The organism is Mycobacterium hubeiense (genome assembly GCF_002838065.1).
In the GTDB taxonomy this organism is placed as follows: domain Bacteria; phylum Actinomycetota; class Actinomycetes; order Mycobacteriales; family Mycobacteriaceae; genus Mycobacterium; species Mycobacterium hubeiense.
On record NZ_PIZU01000063.1, the window covers coordinates 1 to 18,754 of the forward strand.

Sequence of the window (18,754 nt, forward strand, 5' to 3'; positions counted from 1 at the left end):
ACCGCGAAGCCGGCTCGCTGGCCGAGAAATGATGTGCGGGGGCAGATCCTGAGGTTTTGCGTGCACAGCCACTCGGTCGCCGAGATCGCCGCTCGGCTGTCCTTGCCGCTCGGTGCGACGCGGTTCCTGGTCGGCGACCTGGTGAAGCAGGGATTTCTGCGGGTGCACGCCCCACACGCTGACTCGATGACGATCGACGAACGACGTGAACTGATTTCTAGGACCCTGCAGGGCCTCCGCGCACTCTGAGGGCTGCGTTACGTGCGGGGGTGGGGTGACGCATGGCTGGAGAGCCATCAAGAGCACCGCCGAGGGCGAATTCAGCGCTTACGCACTAACCCCGAGCTGTCGAAAAGCAGCGCGCGGGACGCCCTGGCTCGAATTAGCGGGCAGGGTTGGGTGGGCCACTGATTGCTGGACGGCTCCGGCCCAGAGTCAATTCTCCGACCGCTGGCACGGATGACTCCACGGGTCGTCGGCTATTGCTGTCGTTTTTGCTGCAAGCAACCGCGGATGTCACATTGAATGAAAGCAGTTGGGGTGCAGTGCGATGCGCAGTAAAGGGCGAGGCCGAGAGAATTGTTCAGGACAGCGGTAAGTCCATCTTGACGTCGCTGCGGACGATCTTCCAAGCGTTGTCGCGCAGTTCAAGGTCTATTTCGAAATATCCGGACTCGACCGGCCGGACCGGCGGTTCGGGGGCGGTTCGTACTTCGTAGACGATGAATTGGGCACTGATATGCGCCTTCTCATCGTCGACCGTCACAATGTGATCCGTGGTCACGTGGTGACTGAACCCGCCCGGCGGATGGGGCTTGATCATTGTCGCGACAGCATGCTCGATGTCCTCGGTGTGGAACTCCGGCGCGGCTTCGACATATCTCCCGTCCACCGTCCTGCTCCACATCTGGATTACGGCTCCCGGGGCGAACAGTGCGGCCTGTGCGGCGCCGTCGCGGTTGTCGCTGGCGCGCACGTAGCGGGCGAGGATCTCTTCGATTTGTCGTTCTGTGCTCATCATCTTCTCCGACAATTGGGATCTCTTGGTGGGGGGTTGGGGACTGGCGCGGTCAGGTCGCGCGGATCGGCGATGCCTAGATGTCGATGACGACTTTGCCGTGTACGTGCCGGCCGGCTTGAAGCTCGACCGCTGCGCGGATCTGCTCCATCGGGAAACTCGACGCGATGGGCACCCGAAGCCGGCCCGACGCGACAAGTCGGGCGATCTCCTCGATTGCGCCGGGAGCTGCGTTGGCGCCGTTGGCCGGAGTGATGCCATCGACCTGCGCGGCGATGGTGGTGATCCGCTCGTCGGGCACGCCGAGTTCCCGTGCCGCCTGCACCGTCTCTACCCCGTGCAGGTCGATCGCGGCTGTGACGCCGGCGGGAGCCAGAGCGCGGACCCGCTCGACCAGGCCGTCGCCGTAGGCAACCGGCTCGACCCCGAGGGCACGGAGCGCGTCGGCCGACGACGCCGATCCCGTCCCGATCACCCGGGCGCCCGCGATGCGCGCGAGCTGGACAGCGAACACACCGACCCCGCCTCCCGCGCCGCCGATGAGCAGGGTGTCGCCCGGGCCGGGGTTGACGACGGCGAGCGCGGCGGCGGCCGTGGACCCTGCGATGGTGAGAGTGGCGGCGGTGCGGTCGTCGACGCCGTCGGGGGTGTGGTGCGCTTCGCCGCCCGCCGCGACGGTTCCCGCGACGTCGACGACGACGTAGTCGGCGACCGCGCGGGACAGGGCGCCGCCGAACACCCGGTCGCCCACCGCGAAGCCGGTCACACCGTCACCGACCTGGTCGACGACCCCGGCGTAGTCGGTGCCAAATCCGCACGGCAGGCTCAGCCCGAACCGGGCGGCGGTTTCCTCGTCGGAGGTCATGAACCAGTCCATCGGGTTCAGTCCGGCGCTCCTGACTCGCACGCGGATACGTCCCGCGCCGGCCTGCGGCGCCGGCACTTGGCTGACGGTCAAGACCTCGGGGCCGCCGAACGATTCGAGCCGGACTGCTCGGCCGGCGGTCGGGGACGTATCGAGGTGCTGTTCCTGCATGCTCAACCCCGTCTCTCCTTTGGCAGGGGATACTTGGAGCGAAAATGGACTATGCTCCGTTTCCGTAAGCCATCGTAACACAACCGGAGCGTGATCCGTTTTGGATGACTTAGGGGATCGTCGGCCGCGCGCGGACGCGACCCGCAACCGTGGCCAACTCCTCGAGGCGGCGACGCGTGTGTTCGCGTCCGCCGACGCCGAGCCGTCGATGCGCGCAATCGCGCGCGAAGCCGGGGTCGGCATCGCCACCCTCTACCGGCACTTTCCGAACCGCGAATCCCTGGTCGACGCGGTTTACCGCGATCAGGTCGAGCGACTCACGACAGGCGCGCGCGACCTGCTCGCACAGCTTCCCCCGCCGGCGGCATTGCGACGCTGGATGGACCTGTTCGGCGACTGGATCGCGACCAAGAACGGCATGCTCGACACCCTGGTCTCGATGGTCGAATCCGGCGAGATCGCCCACGGCCGGACCCGGACCGAGCTGCTCGCGGCCATCGACGACATCCTCAACGCCGGTCGCACGACAGGTGAGCTGCGCGCCGACGTCAGCGCCGAGGACATCGCCGCCGGCCTCATCGGGGTCTTCACCGTGGCCAAGCCGCCCGAGCAGGCCGCGCGGGCGAGTCGCCTGTTGAACGTCCTTATGGACGGCCTCCGCACCAGACCGTAAAGCGCCACGGCGCACCTTTGTCGAGCGGGACCCACAAACGCAGTGGGCCAACGACTTTCACCTGGAAGCTCCGGGTGGCGGCGCCAAGCGCTGTTCGGGGGATATCGGGATGGATTTGATTCATTGAATAAACGGACACTCAACTTGACATAATGTAGCTTATCGGCGTGGAACTGCTGCGAGTTGCATTAGATGAAAGTTCTCGCACCCCTTGACGATTGGCCGACCTGATGTCGTTTTGCAGTTGACCTCTGACTTTTTCACTCGTTCGAGAACCAGCGCATGATCCTTTCCACTCCTTCGCCTACTGGATGTCTCATCTCGTGACGCTTCCGCGCCGGTGGCGTGATCAGCTTTCGCCCGAGGTCCGCCCCGCACCGCACTCGGTCGCTACGGCGGCGGGCCCGACAGATTCGTCACTGTGACGTATTAGTGGGGTTGGGCTTCTCGATCGGGCCCCTCGTGTGGCGGTTACGCTCCGCCCTCATTGCTGTCGTGGATCCTTTGCGCATGGCGATCCCGGGCGGCACGCCTATCCGCGTCGGCAGAGAGATCATCAAAGTCCGAGGCCAGTTGGGCATAGCCAACATCAAGGGCTTGTTCATGCAGTGCGTCTGCCCCGGCTCTGAGCAGCGCACGAAGCACGTGGGCTTCCGTTGGAATTTCGGCTGGGACCAACCCTTGCCGCCTGGTCCATCGTCGCAGAGCTTCCGCCGCGGGCGAATCCTGACTGAGGTATGGGGATATCACCGCTTCGTCGGCTTCGCTCAGGATCAAGCTGACGCGTCTACCCACGTTGTCAATGATGACATCACCGCGACCCTCGCGTTTAGTCACTGTGACGGTTTGGGTCGTATTAGCCCGGTGGCCTTGTCGGAGCCGAGACCTATTGTGAGGACTTGTTGTGCGGCGGAATAGGTGAAGGACGGGCAGATGGCCAAGCGTGGTGACCGTATGGCGGCGGATCGGCGCCGGCAAGAGCGCGAAAAGCAACGTCGTCTTACGGTTCCCGAGACCGATCCCGGTCCGGAGGCCTTCGGCATCAAAATGCCATCGCCGGCCGCTCCAGGTGGCCCCGCCTCGCGACCTGACTTCTCGGAGGTGGATTGGGACAAGCTCAAGGCCGCGTACCCGGACGGCGCGCACGGGCTCATGCGAGCGATGTTTCTTGGGTTCATCGGTGAACGCGCCAAGCGAGCGAAAGATCTTCTGTCGTGGGGTCTGCGGCGAATCGTGGGTTGAACGGGACTTTCTGATCGCGGCCGACTTCGATCCAGACATCATTGGAATATCCGTACAGCCCTTCGCTTTTCGCTTCACTTCGGACGCAGGGAAACAGCGGCAGCACACACCTGATGTGTTCCTCCGAACCAGATCCGGCGACGGCGTCGTCGTGGATGTTCGACCAGACCGACTCGTGGACGGTGACGCACGCGAGGCATTCGAATCGACCAGTGCGCTGTGCGGGCGTACTGGGTCTGGGTGGACCTACCGCCGTGTTGGAGATCAGCCTCCGATCCGAGCCGCGAACTTGCGTTGGCTCGCCGGTTACCGGAACCCACGAAATCGACGGCAGGACGTCGTCACCAACCTGACCTCGCTACTGGCCCACAACCCGAAGACAATCGGCGCAGCCGCCCTCGCGGCGGGCGAACCGCTATTGGTATTACCCACTCTCTATCACCAGCTCTGGACACACGAGATCGACGTCGATGTCGACTCGGCACCGATCGGTGAACATACGCTGATCCGGTTGGCCAAACGATGACTGCTGAGCCCGCCAGAATCGCCATCGGCGACTTTTGTCGCTACGACGGCAAGTTCTGCGAGCTGGTGGCGATCGACGGAATGATAGCGAAGCTACGTCGCGAGGACGGTCAGCTCGCAGCAGTCAAGATTGCGGACTTGTTCGCGGACAGTTCATTCGACGTCCTATCCCCCAGCGTTCGTCGCCGCCCAATCCCACCCGACTACTTCTCCGCGCTGCCGAGGCGGGTCCAGGAGCGCGTCCTCTGGCTCGAGCACCACATCTCCGAAGTGGTCGACGGGATACCAGTCGGCTCACCGCCGCAGACCACTCCACGGAACGGATACGACATTCGATCGACATCACTCGGACAGCGAGAACGCAACAAATGCTCCGAACTTGAAGCCGCTGGAACCCCATTGGGCGTGAAGTACCTTCAAGAACTCCGTCGCCGTTACGAACGATCCGGCATAGCTGGACTGGTTGACGGCCGTCTTCACCGTAGGCGCTCGCCCACCCGTCGGGTCGACGGGCGCTACGTGGGCGTGCTGTTGGAGGTGCTCAACGAAAACGAACTGCAGTCGACGCGCACAGAGATCGCCTTGAAATGGCATGTGGACCGGCGAGTCGTCGACAAATTCGGCGACGGGGTGAAACTACCTTCTCACACCACGTTTCATCGGCTGATGAAGCAGCTCCCCCGGGCGCGTCACGCCACTGGATCCGCTCGAACCCGGCAGACGAAGAGCCATCAGCCGGAGGGCGTGTTCGGCAAGGTCGTCGCGAGCCGTCCCGGTGAGTGGATGCAGATCGACACCACGCCATTCGATGTCGGCATCCGGCTCGACGATTCGGTGAAGGGCCGGGTGGAGCTGACGGGCCTCATTGACGCTGCGACGCGCACGATCGTCGCGGCGGTTCTCCGACCTACAACGAAGGCAGTAGACGCATCCCTTCTTGTCGCGAAATCGATGACGCCGGAACCGATGCGGCCAGGGTGGATCGATGCCGTCCGAATGTCGAACTCGGTCCTGCCCTACCACGCAATGCGGTCTGTCGATGACAGACTTGAGCACGCTGCTGCCCGCCCCGTCATCGTTCCCGAGAACATCGTGTACGACAACGGCGCCGTGTATCTGTCGAGCACTTTCCGCTCTGCATGCCGATCGCTCGGGATCAGCATGCAGCCTGCGCACAAGGACGAGCCCACCGATAAGCCGATCGTCGAACGCACCCTGGGATCGGTCAAAACCCTCTTCGCACAATACGTCACGGGCTACCTCGGGTCATCGGTCGAGAACCGAGGCAAGAACGCCGAGCAGAATGCAGTTTTCTCACTGCAAGAGCTTCAGGATCTGCTGGACGAATGGATCGTCGTCGCCTGGCAGAACAGACCCCACGATGGACTGCGGGACCCCTTGAACCCGCAACGAAAGCTGACCCCGAACGAGAAGTACGCGTCCATGCTCGCCGTCAGCGGATACATCCCCGCGCCGTTGACCTCCGACCAATACATCGCGCTCCTACCCAGCCTGTACCGGACGGTGACAGCCGCAGGCATCACCATCGACTACCGGACCTACGACAGCGACGACTTGGACGCTGCGCGGGGCGAGATCTCCGGGGTACCCGGCAAGGGCACGCAGTGGCAGGTCCACTACGACCCCTACGACGTCAGTCGCATCTGGGTTCGCAACCACCACGGCGAGGGCTACCTGATGGCCTGCTGGACGCAGCTCCACACCGCACCGCAGCCGTTTGGGTCGTCACTGTGGGAGCATGCACGTCAACTCGAGACAAGTCGAGGAGAGCGACGAACCTCGCAAGAGGCGATCACGGCCGCAGTCGAGGACCTCTTGGGACGTGCGTCCGTGGCACCCGAGCCGCCGACTCGGCGTCGCCGCACCGCAAAGGACCGCCGGGCCATCGCCCGGACGCGGGCGGCGGCGGAACTACCACCCACAGTGCCGCCAGCAGCGAACCAGCCTAAGGCTCCGCTGTCCCCGGAGGAAGACGACGATATCGCCGACGTGATCCCATTACCCGTATTCGACGCCGAGAAGGAGTCCGACACATGGTGATTCGAAGATGACCGTCGATGAGCAGGCGGCCGAGCCCGACCTCGACCCCCGTCAGCTGCCGTCAGTAACGCTTGATGGTTGGCGCAGATTCGTCGACGCCAGACCCGCAATCTTTGACCTACCCGATCACGATTACTACAGCACGCTCACCGGTGCGGAGAAGCTCGCCTTCGATGACCGACGCATGGCCTACCACTCGGAGTTGGTCATCATCGAGACTTCAACGGTCCGCCACATCACCCGCCAGGGCCGGCTGCTGACTCTGCTCAATCAACGTGAATGCGGCGCCCGCCGATCCATGATCGTGTCAGGGCCGTGGGCGAGCGGGAAGACCACCACCATCAAGTTGCTCGGAAAGATCCACGAGCAGAACGTACGCCGCCGGTATCCCGGCCAGGACCGGATACCTGTCGTCTACATCACGACACCGCCGAAAGGCTCGCCCCGCAAGCTCGCTTCAGAGTTCGCCAACTTCCTCGGACTTCCTACGCGGCAACGTCACAACACCACAGACATCGCCGATGCCGTGTGCCACGTGCTCACCGAGGCCCGGACCGAACTCGTCATTGTCGACGAGATCCACAACCTCAACCTTGCCAGTGCCGCCGGCGAGGACATGTCCGATCATCTGAAGTACTTCAGCGAGCACATGCCCGCCACATTTGTCTACGCGGGCATCAATGTGGAGCGCTCCGGGCTGTTCACCGGAGTCCGCGGCCGGCAGATCTCAGGACGGTCCGTTCTGATCAAGACGGGCAACTTTCCATTCAACGACGAATGGAAATCGCTTGTCGCATCAATGGAGTCAGCATTGCGCCTGTACAAGCACCGAGACGGCACGCTGACGCGCAACTCGAAATACCTACACCAACGAACGGGTGGGTCGATCAGCAGTCTGAGTCATCTCATCCGAGTCGCGGCGATCACAGCCATCCTCAGTGGAGACGATGCAATCACGCGTGAGGCACTCGACACAGCCATCATCGACCACGCAGCGGAGGCCGCAACCAGCCACCCGATCACCCCCAAGGCCGGGTAGGTCACGATCATGACAACGCTCACGTCCAGCATCGGCAATCCAACACTTCCCCGTCTGGTGAGACCACTGCCGAACGAAGTCCTTGCCGAATACCTCGCCCGACTGGCGAAGGCGAACGGCATCAGCCGTGCTCGCCTGGAAGCACTTCTGAGCCGCCGGGGGCCAACGATGCGAGCCGCTCTGGCCACTTGCGTGTCGATGAGCGATCGTGCCCTCGTCTTCGCGCTGCCCGAACTGCGAATTGCGGGCGATACCGACGCCTATCCTGAGTTGTTGCAGCGCGAAGTGGAATCGGTCGGGCCCGGATGTCCGCTGTGCGCGTCCAGGCACGGGCAACGTATTTCCTTCCCGCAGGTGTGGTCCACCCACGACAGCGTGGTGTGCGTCCACCACAGCATGTGGCTCAACGGCACGGCCTTTCGTGCCGACCCAACCCGCCCGATCGTCAAAATCGTTGGCGCCTCACGTGCCGATATCCTGCTTGCTCACCGGCGGCATCAACGTCTCATCCACCAATATGGCCGGCCCGCGATTCTGCAATCTGTCACCGACGCCTACGACATCGTGGAGCAGTGGAACTACTGGCGACCGCTGGAAGCGGTCGGATTCCGACTCGTCGAACTTCAACCCGATGAAGCTCAACGAGGCGCGGGCAGTGCGAGCCGCAACGCGGCCATGTATCCCGAGATCATTCGGCTGGCCACCGTGCTCAGCGACTCGGCGTGGCGCAGGCGGCTGCTCGCGAAAGACAGAGCAAGACGCGGCAAGGCCATGCTCGACCTTGTTGAACTCGTCCTGGATGGCGACGCACCCTACCGTGCCGCGGATCCGATCTACGAATGGAGGCTGCGTCAGCTGGCGGCAGCGGATGTCAAGAAGCTCGAGCGCAAGGGCAATCAAGAGAACACGAGGGGATAATGATGACGACAGTCGATCAAGTTGGACCTGCGCTGCCCCACGGCGCAGCAGGATGCACCGACTGGCAGCCGGATGGCGACGAGGTATACAGGATCGTCTATACCGACGAGGAAAGCGTCGAGGGTTACGACGTCGGCGTACACCTGTCCGCTATTCAACACCCCAACGGAGAACTCAGCTCTCATGACTTCGTCGAGATCTACCTTGACATCGCTGGTAATGGTCCGCTGTCCGCGGAACAAACACGAGCGCTAGCACGGATTCTGCTCGACGCCGCCGAACAAGCCGAGCATTGGGCGACGGTGCTGGCGCGCTGAGATTTCAAGGTAGTCAAGCGCACTCGCCGGCATGGATCGTAAAGCACGACGGGCACACGGCGTCTCCTGAGCGTGTGCCAGCGGACTTCTGATCTATGCGCTGGGCCGCAAGCACCGCTTTCTGAAGCTCGTTCATGACTTGCTTGTTGCGGAGCAGTCTGCCCACCCGTTCCACAAGTTCGCCAGCCGATAGCGATTGGCCGGCGGACACGGTGCGGCAGTACTGCTGCACCTCCCTCGGAGGCACAATATCGATGGTCCGGGGGCCGAGTTCGCGTGCGACGGTTGATGACTGGTTCCGCAGTCTGAAAGTCCGTGGTTTGTTGCCGGACTGATTCATTGGGTTTTCCGAGACGATCCGCTGCTGCCGTTCGGCAGCTGAAATAGCCCGATTGAGCAGACGCGAGAACTCATCGTGAGACTCTCGGCCCGTCGCGCACTTTTGGTAGACCTGGTGCAGCCGCCACCCAGTCAGAGGGCCTTCCGCACCCACGATGCGGACGATGTTGTCGATGATGCGGTCTGCTGGTGTCTGCGAGATCGGTGATAAGGGCTCAGAGAAAACGGGATACGCCTGCAGCGCGGGAGGTGCAGAGCTGGAGGTCTGCGGCCGCGCATCGTTAGTTGGAGCCGGTGATTGATGGCGTTCTGGAACCACGGGACACGGTCGGTCCTGGAGGCTTTCCGAATGAGTCGAGTTCTGCACTGGCGGTACAGGTCTCACAGCGTGGTGACGAGTCGCTGGTGCAGTCGGTCTGATGGATTCTGTCGTGGTCGTTGCCGGTCGAGATACGGTGGGCTTCTCATTCGCGGGCGACGTCTTCGGTGGCTCAATTGGTGCTGTGGAGGACGCCGGTTTCACCGATTGACCGAAAAGCCGCTCGCGTTCGGCAGCGATGATGTCGCGTGCGAGCTCGGCCTCGGTGACATCGTAGGCTTCCGGGGCGATTGCTGCGGTTTCGCTTTCGCGGGCAAAGCTTTCGAAGAGTTCCTTCTTGGTGGCGAGAATCTCGCGGAGCCGCTGGTCGACTCCTTCGTCGGAGAGAAGTCGGTGGACTTGAACGGATTCAAGCTGGCCCATGCGGTGCGCTCGGGCGATGGCTTGCCACTCGGTGGTTGGTTTGAGCTGCGGTTCGCAGATCACAACTACCGAGGCCGCCTGGATGTTGAGACCCACTCCGCCAGCGACGATTTGGGCGACCAGCACGGCGCCCTTGTTGGCGGCGGAGAAGTCGTCGACCATTACCTGGCGTTGGCTGGCGGCGACCGAGCCGGTCAGTGGTCCAAAGACCCGGCCCGGCATGTGCCGTGCAACGTCGCTCAAAATATCGAGGAAGTGCGAAAAGACGACGACGCGGCGGCCGTTGGCCTCTGCCTCTTGAACGATCTCGACCAGGCGTTGCATCTTGGTCGATTTGATTCCCTGCTTCATCGTGGCCTGGCGCATCGCCATGAAGTTGCGCTGCTCCACGGCGGAGCGGTACGCCGCGGCGTCGTCGCCCGACATTGGCATCCACTCATCGACCTCAACCAGTTCGGGAAGCTCGGTGAGGACATCTTCTTGGTTGCGACGCAGGTATGCCGGCGCTACCTGGCGGCGAAACTTCTTCGGCGCGAATTCGTTCGCATCCAACACGAGGTCCGGGCGGAGGTAACCGACGAGGTTGCGGAACTCGTCAAGTCGATTCTCCAGTGGCGTGCCGGTGAGCAGAATCGCCCGTTCACACGAGTCGATGAGCTGCGCGGTTCGTTGCGTGCGAAGCGCGTCGGGATTCTTGATGTAATGCGCCTCGTCGACGACCACGCAACTAAGCGCCGGGATCGACACCTCATCGTTGAGCCATCGCAGCGTATCGAAGGTCGTGACGCCCACGCCGCCGTCGCGTTGCCAGTTCTTCGCCGCCCATTGCCGGTCGGGGCCGTGCAGACGGTGTGCGGGCAGTTTCGACTTCGCGCTGACCTCGCGAACCCAGTTGGTCACCACGGCCGCGGGGCACACGACCAGGAAATTGTTGTCGCCCTTTGCTCGCAGGTGCGCCAGCGTCGCAATGGCCTCGACGGTCTTGCCCAGGCCCATCTCGTCTCCGATGATGACCTTGCGCTGGACCAGCGCGAAACGTGCCGCAAAGCTCTGGTAGCCGCGAAGCGATGCAGTGAGGTAGTCGCCCTTCAACTCGAAATCACGTACTGCTTCGATGATTTCGGTAGGTAGGTCACCATGGGTCTTCTCGTCGTCCTCGGTGATGAATCCCAGTTCAGCCAGTAGTGCGAAGTAGTCGGCTGGCCGGTGAGAAAGTCCTCCCAGGGATCGCCGATTGTCGCGGCGTCTTGCGCGTCGGCGATCGCTCGGGCAGCTCGGGCGACTATCTGAACGGCGTCCCGGAAGTCCGCGACGGTCGACAAGGCGGTGGGGACGACTATGGCGTGGGTGACCGCGTTGTCGATGACATCCGCGACGGGCGCCAACTCTTCGACGATTGCCATGTCCGCCGACGAAGCGGTGGCCCTACGCGCCGCGTCCCACCCGCGCAGGTGCCGAAGGAAGTCGGTGTGCTCCGGGGTGCGATTCTTGATGTCGATGCGCATCGGCATCTCGTCGTAGGTGTTCTGCCGCAGTGTCCGGGCGGCTGCGCGAATGCGGGTTGCGGAGGTTTCCCCGATGCCGTCGAAGTGCTCGAGAATGCCTTCGTTAGCCAAGACCGCGAGGACAGTGGTGATGCCGTTGTCGGCTAGAGCGCCGATGCGGATCTTGTCGCGGGTGGCTTCGCGAAGCCGTTCCACTGACATGTCGGCCAGCATGCGATCGGTCTCTCTGGCGCGGACGGCGTTTCCCGCGTCGACCGCTGCTTTGCGCAGCTTGGACTCTTCACTAGCCGCACGGTGGATGACGGCGGTGGCGTTCGGCAGGATCGCAAACGTCGTCGAGTCGACCAGCTCGGCAGTTTGGCCGTTGTCGGGCAGCTGCTGTTTGAAGCCCACCCAGTCGGTCAGGACGTCGCGGACAGTGAGGGCGCGGATCCGAGGATCATCGACCGGCTTGGCCTGGTCGATCGCCTGTCCAACACCGCTAGTCAGGAACCACCGTCGGTAGTCGGCGAGGAACTGCGCCGCTTGATTGGCTTTGTCGCGGGTTCCGCCGAACAGCAGGAGGCGACCGAACCCCGTGACTTTCCTCAGGTCCTCCGTGGCCGCCGCGACTTCGGTGGTGAGCCGGTCAAGTTCTCGCTGGACGTCTGGAGAAATTGACGGGAGGCAGGATGCCCTGGCCATGGTGTGGACAAGCGGCAGATCGTCGGCGCGAAGCGGGATGACGTGCCAGAGGTAGCGATTGTTGCGCAGCGCCTTCGCCGTGCGCGCTCGCAGCCCAGCGGACTGCGTGGCCGCCGCGCTAGCAATCTCGTGGCGTGCGACTGCCACCGCCTTGGCGGCGTCTACCCACCCTCGTACTTCATCACCAATCGCCGATGTTGACGGCGGTGCGTCGCTGCTCATGGTCCCCGTTGCTCGACTCGCTTCCTGCGGGAGATTAGCGGACCTAGCGACGATTCGCGGACTACCCCGGATATTGTCGGGGAGGTCGACTAGCGTGGGTCAGCTATCTACCGGGGAGGACAAACAGTGCTGCTGGAAGAGTTGAAGCCTGGCCTGCGCATCGACGGGTTGATCCCAGCGCAGGTGATCACAGTGATCTTTGCTCAATGGCACGGCACCGACGCTTTGGAGCTGACCTATAAGACCAACGACGGTGCGCTCGGCCAGCAGGTGGTGTTCCGCAAGGACCAGGACAACCTCACCGTCGCCCAGACCGGAAGCCGGGCGTTCGACGCCAACGCCACCGACTTCAAAATGGTCGCCGAGGCCCAACGGATCACCCTGGCCGGATTGTTCGACCCGATGTTGGCCGTGGCCACCAGCGACGTCCGACCGCTCCCCCATCAAATCCGCGCGGTCTACGGCGAGCTTCTCCCCCGCACGCCGCTACGGTTCCTGCTCGCCGACGACCCCGGCGCCGGCAAGACCATCATGGCCGGCCTTTACATCAAAGAGCTGCTACTTCGCGACGACGTGCGCCAATGCCTGATCGTCGCGCCCGGCGGTCTGGTGGAGCAGTGGCAGGACGAACTGTTCTTCAAGTTCGGGCTGTGCTTCGACCTGCTGACCAACCAGCTCATCGACGCCAACGTCAACCTCAACGTCTTCGAAAGCAACCCGCTGCTGATCGCGCGGATGGACCAGCTGTCGCGCAACGAGGAGCTTCAGGCCCAGCTCAAGGAGACCGAGTGGGACCTGATCATCGTCGACGAAGCCCACCGAATGGGTGCCCACTATTTCGGGGGCAAGCTGGAAAAGACAAAGCGCTTCCTGCTCGGTGAGATGCTCGGCCGCATCACCCGGCACCTGTTGCTGATGACTGCCACTCCACACTCTGGCAAGGAAGAAGACTTCCAGCTCTTCCTTACCCTGCTGGACCGCGATCGCTTCGAAGGTAAGAACACCAAGACCGCCAACACTGACGGCATCATGCGCCGCATGGTCAAAGAAGACCTGCTGACCTTTGACGGGAAGAAGCTCTTTCCCGAGCGCCGCGCCGAGACCGTGCCCTACGAACTCACCGAACTGGAGTACTCGCTTTACGAGCAGGTCACCGCCTACGTCCGCGAGGGCATGAATCGTGCCGACCGGGTGGGCGGCAAACGCAAGAACACGGTCGGCTTCGCACTGACCGTGTTGCAGCGCCGCCTGGCATCGAGCCCCGAGGCCATCTACAAGAGCCTCGTGCGCCGTACCGAACGGCTCGAGCGCAAGAAGCTCGAAATTCTCAACGGCACCTACACCGACAGGGAGCCGACCGTCGACGTCGAAGGACTCGACGCTGACGACTACAGCTCCGAGCAGATCGAGGAGCTCGAAGAGGAGCTGCTCGACGCCGCCACCGCTGCGCAGACAGTCGAGGAACTTGATGCCGAACTGCTCGAACTAGCCGAGCTGACGACGGTCGCCAAGCTGGTTCGCGATTCGGGCACCGACCGCAGGTGGACCGAGTTGAGCCGCATCCTGCAGGACGAGGCGCTGACCGTCGACGCGAACGGCTGGCCGCGCAAGCTGATCATCTTCACTGAGCACCGCGACACCCTCGACTACCTGGCCGGTCGCATCCGGACGCTAATCGGCAAGCCCAACGCCGTGCAGGCGATCCACGGCGGAGTGCGCCGCAGAGAGCGCCGAACGATCACCGAGGAATTCACCAAGAACAGGGACTGCCAGATCCTGCTGGCCACCGATGCCGCCGGCGAAGGCCTCAACCTGCAAGCTGCCCACCTCATGGTCAACTACGACCTGCCGTGGAACCCCAACCGGATCGAGCAGCGCTTCGGCCGTATCCACCGCATCGGCCAGGAGGAAGTCTGCCGCCTCTGGAACATCGTCGCCAGCAACACCCGCGAAGGTGACGTCTTTGTCCGGCTGCTTGCCAAGATCGAAGAACAGCGAAAAGCCTATGGCGGCAAAGTCTTCGACGTCCTCGGGGAAGCATTCTCGGAGACTCCCCTGCGAGAACTGCTTCTGGACGCGATCCGGTATGGCGAACTTCCCGAAGTTCGCGCCAAGATGCACGAAGTCATCGACCACAAAGTATCCGACGGGCTCAAGGAACTGCTCGACGAACGAGCACTCGCCTCAGACCACCTCGCCGACGCTGACCTCGCCAAGCTTCGCGCCGCCATGGACGAGGCCCGCGCCCGCCGACTCCAGCCGCACTACATCGAACTCGCGTTCAAGGCGGCATTCACTCGACTCGGTGGCCGTATCGCCAAACGTGAACGCGGTCGCTACGAAATCGCCAACGTGCCGGCACAACTCAGGGCCAGCAAGTACCAGCCGATCGCCACCAAGTATGACCGCGTCGCCTTCGACCTTGAACATGTGCACTCCGAAGAGCTGGCACGCGCCGACCTGCTCGCACTGGGACACCCGCTGCACGACGCAGTGATGGACGAAGCGATACGACACTTTGGCGGCACACTAAACAGCGGCACCGTGCTGGTATCAGCGACGCTGGAGGAGCCTCACCTGCTCGTCGGCGTTGTCGAAGAGGTCGCCGACGCCACTGGCGCTGCGGTGTCCCGACGATTTGGCTACGCCTATGTCGACAGCCTCGGCACCGTGACGCCCGCAGGGCCGGCCCCCTATCTCGATTGCGTCGCCGCACCCGACACACCAGCCGTCGCTACGGCTCGCCAGCTCCCCTGGTTGGCCGACGCCGAAGACCGCGCGAACAGCTGGATCATCACGACCCAACTTCCCGAGTATCTGGCCGAAGTACAACCACGGCGTGCCGCCGAACTCGCCAAGTGCCGCGATCTAGTCGTGAAACGCCTTGAAGGCGAACGGGATCGGATGCTCCTCGATGCTGCGGTGGCCGCGGAGAAGGAGCAGACCGGCGAAAAGCCGAAGGAGTCGGCCGAGAGCCTCAACCGCAAGGCGGTGGAACTCGACGCTCGCCTACGAAACCGGCTTGAACTGCTCGACAAGCAGTCGCTCATGTCGATCAAGCCACCCAGAATCGTCACTGCCGCGCTTGTCTTACCCGTAGCTATGGTTGATGGCGAACTTCCGGCGTCAGCGCCGATCCATGCCAAGGAGACCAAGGAGGTCGAGCGGCGCGGTGTCGATCTGGTGATGGTGACGGAACGAGCGCTTGGCCGTAGACCGATCGAACAGGCCTTCAACAACAAGGGATTCGACATCCTGTCCTCGGACGTGAGTGGCGGCACCTACCGCATCGAAGTCAAGGCCCGACTGGAGGGTGCCGCGGACTTCTTTGTCACGCACAACGAGGTGATGGTCGGCAAGAACGCGGCCCCACGCTACCGGCTTGCCTTGGTCAGGGTTGATCCGCGAGGCCCGGACCATGATGAAGTGCGCTACCTCGACAACCCGTTCGCATCAACGGATCTGGGTGATTTCGCCTCGACCGGCATCCGCGGTGATTGGGCGAAAATGTGGGCGAAGGGGACTCAGCCATTTTGAGGCAGCCGCACAACAATGACTCCTGTCACATCGTCGGGCATGTTCGACGCCACTTCGTCGGCGTCGAACTCCCCCGACTGGATTTCGAGCACGTAGTCGGGCGGAGCGTGGCGCAGAGGTTCGAGCGCGTGCTGGAAGTAGGGAACTCCCCAGTGGCCACTATCAGAGGGCAAGTCTGGGAAGACGGGTCCAAGGCGGTCATGACCGCCACTGCGCACGATGCTCGGAGCGGACGGCGAAACCGCAGTGAACTGCCCCGCACGCGCCCTGAGAAGTTGGTCGATCATCGACTTTGCCACTTGCCGGACTCCCGACTGAGGGGTCAGCAGAAAGTTGATGAGCTCAGGGTCCATATCCTCCACCAGCGTGGGGATGAGCAGCGTTCGTGTCGAACTCGGCTTCCACAGCTCTTCAAGCGCAACCGAGCGTTCGTACGTGGTCACCGAATCGTTGACGATCGCCGGGTCGGCCAGCAGAGCCGGCATCAGGGAAATAGAGCGTTTCACGCACGATGTGCAGCGCATCACTCGGTGATCGTCGGGGCACGGCTCCCAGTTTCGGTAGCCGCCTGTACCGAGGTAGAGCGCGTACACCGGCACCAGGTTCAGACTCGCCGCTGTCGCCCTCAGGATCGACTCCTGACCGCCCGCGGTGGTGCGGTATCCGAAATCGAATCGCCAATTGCTTTCGTGCACCGTCAGACGCTTTGCCTGCACGAGCATCCCGTAGGCGGAGTCGGCGTCCACCCACCACCAGATCCAGTCGGCGCCGCTGGTGGCTTCTGCGGGCTGAGTGAACGGAACCACGCTGACGGCCGTAGCGGCGCGGGAGATCACGATCTCGGTGACAGCCGTTTCACCCCACGGCAGAAATGCTCGCTCACAAGCCGCCATGTGCTGCACGGAATGCTCTCGCGCCCGCCTGAACGCCGTCTCCACCGTCGCCACGGCCGAATACTCGCATATGCGATAGGTCGAGCCTGCGGGATGAGCCAGGTGTCGTCGCGCACTGTCGATGGGTTTCAGCAGGCAGTGGCGCCGCGGCGCCGCGTGGTCATGCCCGAGAGCTGGGCAGAAGGGTCGATGTGGTTCAGAAGCGCAAGTTGATCGAGGTGGCACTTCCTCTCGAGGTGATCAACCGAGAGTCGGCCCGTGAGAAGTCGATTCGGCACGGTCATCCCTCCACGCTGCACCTGTGGTGGGCCCGACGCCCCCTCGCTGCTGCCCGTGCGGTGCTGTTCGCGCAGCTCGTCGACGACCCGTCGTCGAATCTCGAGGAGTTCCCGACTGAGGAGTTGCAACGCAAGGAGCGCGAACGGCTACACAAACTTATCGAGCGGCTCGTCGTCTGGGAGAATATTCGCGACGAGAAGCTGTTCGCTGAAGCCCACTCCGAGATCCTCAAATCCACCGGCGGCAATCCACCGCCGATCCTCGACCCCTTCGCCGGCGGTGGAACCATCCCGCTGGAGGCACAGCGCCTCGGGTTGGAGGCGCACGCATCCGACCTGAATCCTGTTGCGGTACTAATCAACAAGGCGTTGATTGAGATTCCGCCGAAGTTCGCCGGGAGGGCGCCGGTGTCCCCCGACGTCGCCAAGGACCAACTCTCCCATCCGTGGCCGGCTGCGACCGGAATGGCCGAGGACGTCCGCCGCTACGGCCAATGGATGCGACACGAAGCCGAAAAACGCATCGGACACCTCTACCCCAAGGCCACCTTGTCAGACGGCTCGCAGGCGACCGTAATCGCCTGGATCTGGGCGCGCACAGTCACCTGCCCCAACCCCGCCTGCGGCATCGCGATGCCGCTCGTGCGCTCCTGGTCGCTCGGCAAGAAGAAGGGGAAGGAAGCCTACGTGGTGCCGTCCGTAGTCGACAGCACCGTTCGCTTTACGATCGGACATGACCCCAAGCGCGCTCCTACCGCAGCCAACGACGGCACTGTGGGCCGCACCGGCGCTACGTGCATCGGATGTGGATCGGCCGTGGAATTGAAGTACATCCGCACCGAGGGACGGGCCGGACGTTTGGATGCTCAGCTCATGGCAACTGTCGCCGAAGGCAATCGCGCGCGCATCTACCTGGATCCCACAGTCGAGCATGAATCGGCCGCTTCGGTCAAGCGCCCTGACAGTGTGCCAAGTGGTGACCTCGCGGACAATCCACGAGACTTCAAGACACCGAATTACGGCATGACGACGTTCGCTGACCTATTTACGGCGCGGCAACTCACCGCGCTCACCACATTCAGCGACCTCGTCGCGGAGGTCCGTGAACGAGTGCTGTCCGACGCCCTCGCCGCCGGCACGCCCGAAGGCGTTCGTCTCGAAGCCGGCGGCACAGGTGCTGCGGCATACGCCGATGCCGTTGCGACATATCTCGGCTTCGCGATCAGCCGTATGACCAATAAGGCGAGCACCATATGCTCGTGGGACTCCAGCACGAAGATGGAGGCGGTGCGAAGCGTATTCGCGCGCCAAGCACTTCCCATGAGTTGGGATTATGCCGAGTCGAACCCCTGGGGCGGCTCAGGCGGAGATTTCGAGGAAGATCTTCTATGGATTAGCCGTGTGCTAGATAAGTCGTCCGGTGGTGTTCCTGGAGTCGTCGGCCAGGCCTCAGCAGCGGAGCGCGGATACAGCGGTTATCTCGTATCAACCGATCCGCCGTACTACGACAACATCGGTTATTCAGATCTATCCGACTTCTTCTATATCTGGCTGCGCCGATCGCTGCGTTCCATTCACCCCCAACTGCTCAGCACAATGTTGGTTCCCAAAACCGAGGAACTCGTGGCCAATCCATATCGTCACGGCGGCAGGAGCGGCGCACATCAGTTCTTCGAGGATGGCTTTCGAGCATGTCCCGAGTCGCGTGGAATTTGGGTGACGATC

General features: G+C 63.0%; 15 protein-coding genes. 10 read left to right on the forward strand and 5 right to left on the reverse strand.

The window, feature by feature from the left end; all coding sequences use genetic code 11:
• A partial coding sequence (locus CWS39_RS26475; RefSeq protein ID WP_142386950.1) for a DUF742 domain-containing protein occupies positions 1-249 on the forward strand: 249 nt, incomplete at its 5' end.
• Between the two features lie 334 nt (positions 250-583).
• On the opposite strand, the gene CWS39_RS26480 is transcribed toward CWS39_RS26475, so the two are convergent.
• Positions 584-1,018 (reverse strand): nuclear transport factor 2 family protein, encoded by a 435-nt coding sequence (locus tag CWS39_RS26480; protein WP_158240414.1) that lies wholly within the window; start codon positions 1,016-1,018, stop codon positions 584-586.
• A gap of 76 nt (positions 1,019-1,094) precedes the next feature.
• On the reverse strand, positions 1,095-2,054 hold the full coding sequence (locus CWS39_RS26485) for an NADP-dependent oxidoreductase (protein WP_102145856.1): 960 nt from the start codon (positions 2,052-2,054) through the stop codon (positions 1,095-1,097).
• A 100-nt stretch (positions 2,055-2,154) separates the two neighbouring features.
• On the opposite strand from CWS39_RS26485, the gene CWS39_RS26490 reads away from it, so the two are divergent.
• The 7 genes from CWS39_RS26490 (at position 2,155) to CWS39_RS26520 (ending at position 8,829) form a co-directional block, all read left to right on the forward strand.
• Positions 2,155-2,727 (forward strand): TetR/AcrR family transcriptional regulator, encoded by a 573-nt coding sequence (locus CWS39_RS26490; protein WP_102145857.1) that lies wholly within the window; start codon positions 2,155-2,157, stop codon positions 2,725-2,727.
• A gap of 918 nt (positions 2,728-3,645) precedes the next feature.
• Positions 3,646-3,969, forward strand: coding sequence for a hypothetical protein (locus CWS39_RS29030; RefSeq protein ID WP_158240415.1), 324 nt, complete (start codon positions 3,646-3,648; stop codon positions 3,967-3,969).
• Positions 3,908-4,495, forward strand: coding sequence for a TnsA-like heteromeric transposase endonuclease subunit (locus tag CWS39_RS26500; RefSeq protein ID WP_158240416.1), 588 nt, complete (start codon positions 3,908-3,910; stop codon positions 4,493-4,495). Before CWS39_RS29030 ends, CWS39_RS26500 begins: the two co-directional genes overlap by 62 nt.
• Positions 4,492-6,555, forward strand: coding sequence for a Mu transposase C-terminal domain-containing protein (locus CWS39_RS26505; protein WP_233213710.1), 2,064 nt, complete (start codon positions 4,492-4,494; stop codon positions 6,553-6,555). Before CWS39_RS26500 ends, CWS39_RS26505 begins: the two co-directional genes overlap by 4 nt.
• Before the next feature lie 7 nt (positions 6,556-6,562).
• Positions 6,563-7,594 (forward strand): TniB family NTP-binding protein, encoded by a 1,032-nt coding sequence (locus tag CWS39_RS26510; protein WP_102145860.1) that lies wholly within the window; start codon positions 6,563-6,565, stop codon positions 7,592-7,594.
• Between the two features lie 9 nt (positions 7,595-7,603).
• Positions 7,604-8,512, forward strand: coding sequence for a TniQ family protein (locus CWS39_RS26515; protein WP_102145861.1), 909 nt, complete (start codon positions 7,604-7,606; stop codon positions 8,510-8,512).
• A gap of 2 nt (positions 8,513-8,514) precedes the next feature.
• On the forward strand, positions 8,515-8,829 hold the full coding sequence (locus CWS39_RS26520; protein WP_142386952.1) for a hypothetical protein: 315 nt from the start codon (positions 8,515-8,517) through the stop codon (positions 8,827-8,829).
• 13 nt (positions 8,830-8,842) lie between these two features.
• On the opposite strand, the gene CWS39_RS29870 is transcribed toward CWS39_RS26520, so the two are convergent.
• Both CWS39_RS29870 and CWS39_RS29875 read right to left on the reverse strand, forming a co-directional pair.
• On the reverse strand, positions 8,843-11,002 hold the full coding sequence (locus CWS39_RS29870; protein WP_233213711.1) for a DEAD/DEAH box helicase: 2,160 nt from the start codon (positions 11,000-11,002) through the stop codon (positions 8,843-8,845).
• The gene (locus tag CWS39_RS29875; RefSeq protein ID WP_233213712.1) at positions 10,999-12,321 is read right to left on the reverse strand and encodes a hypothetical protein; all 1,323 of its coding nucleotides are present in this window, start codon (positions 12,319-12,321) and stop codon (positions 10,999-11,001) included. Before CWS39_RS29875 ends, CWS39_RS29870 begins: the two co-directional genes overlap by 4 nt.
• Before the next feature lie 126 nt (positions 12,322-12,447).
• On the opposite strand from CWS39_RS29875, the gene CWS39_RS26530 reads away from it, so the two are divergent.
• Positions 12,448-15,858 (forward strand): helicase-related protein, encoded by a 3,411-nt coding sequence (locus CWS39_RS26530; RefSeq protein ID WP_102145863.1) that lies wholly within the window; start codon positions 12,448-12,450, stop codon positions 15,856-15,858.
• Here the strand turns inward: CWS39_RS26530 and CWS39_RS26535 are convergent.
• A complete protein-coding gene (locus CWS39_RS26535; RefSeq protein ID WP_233213713.1) occupies positions 15,846-16,805 on the reverse strand; it encodes a DUF6615 family protein in 960 nt (319 codons plus the stop codon). The genes CWS39_RS26530 and CWS39_RS26535 overlap by 13 nt on opposite strands.
• A gap of 137 nt (positions 16,806-16,942) precedes the next feature.
• Between CWS39_RS26535 and CWS39_RS26540 the strand changes: the two genes are divergently transcribed.
• The coding region (locus tag CWS39_RS26540) for a DUF1156 domain-containing protein (protein WP_142386953.1) at positions 16,943-18,754 on the forward strand (1,812 nt) is incomplete at its 3' end.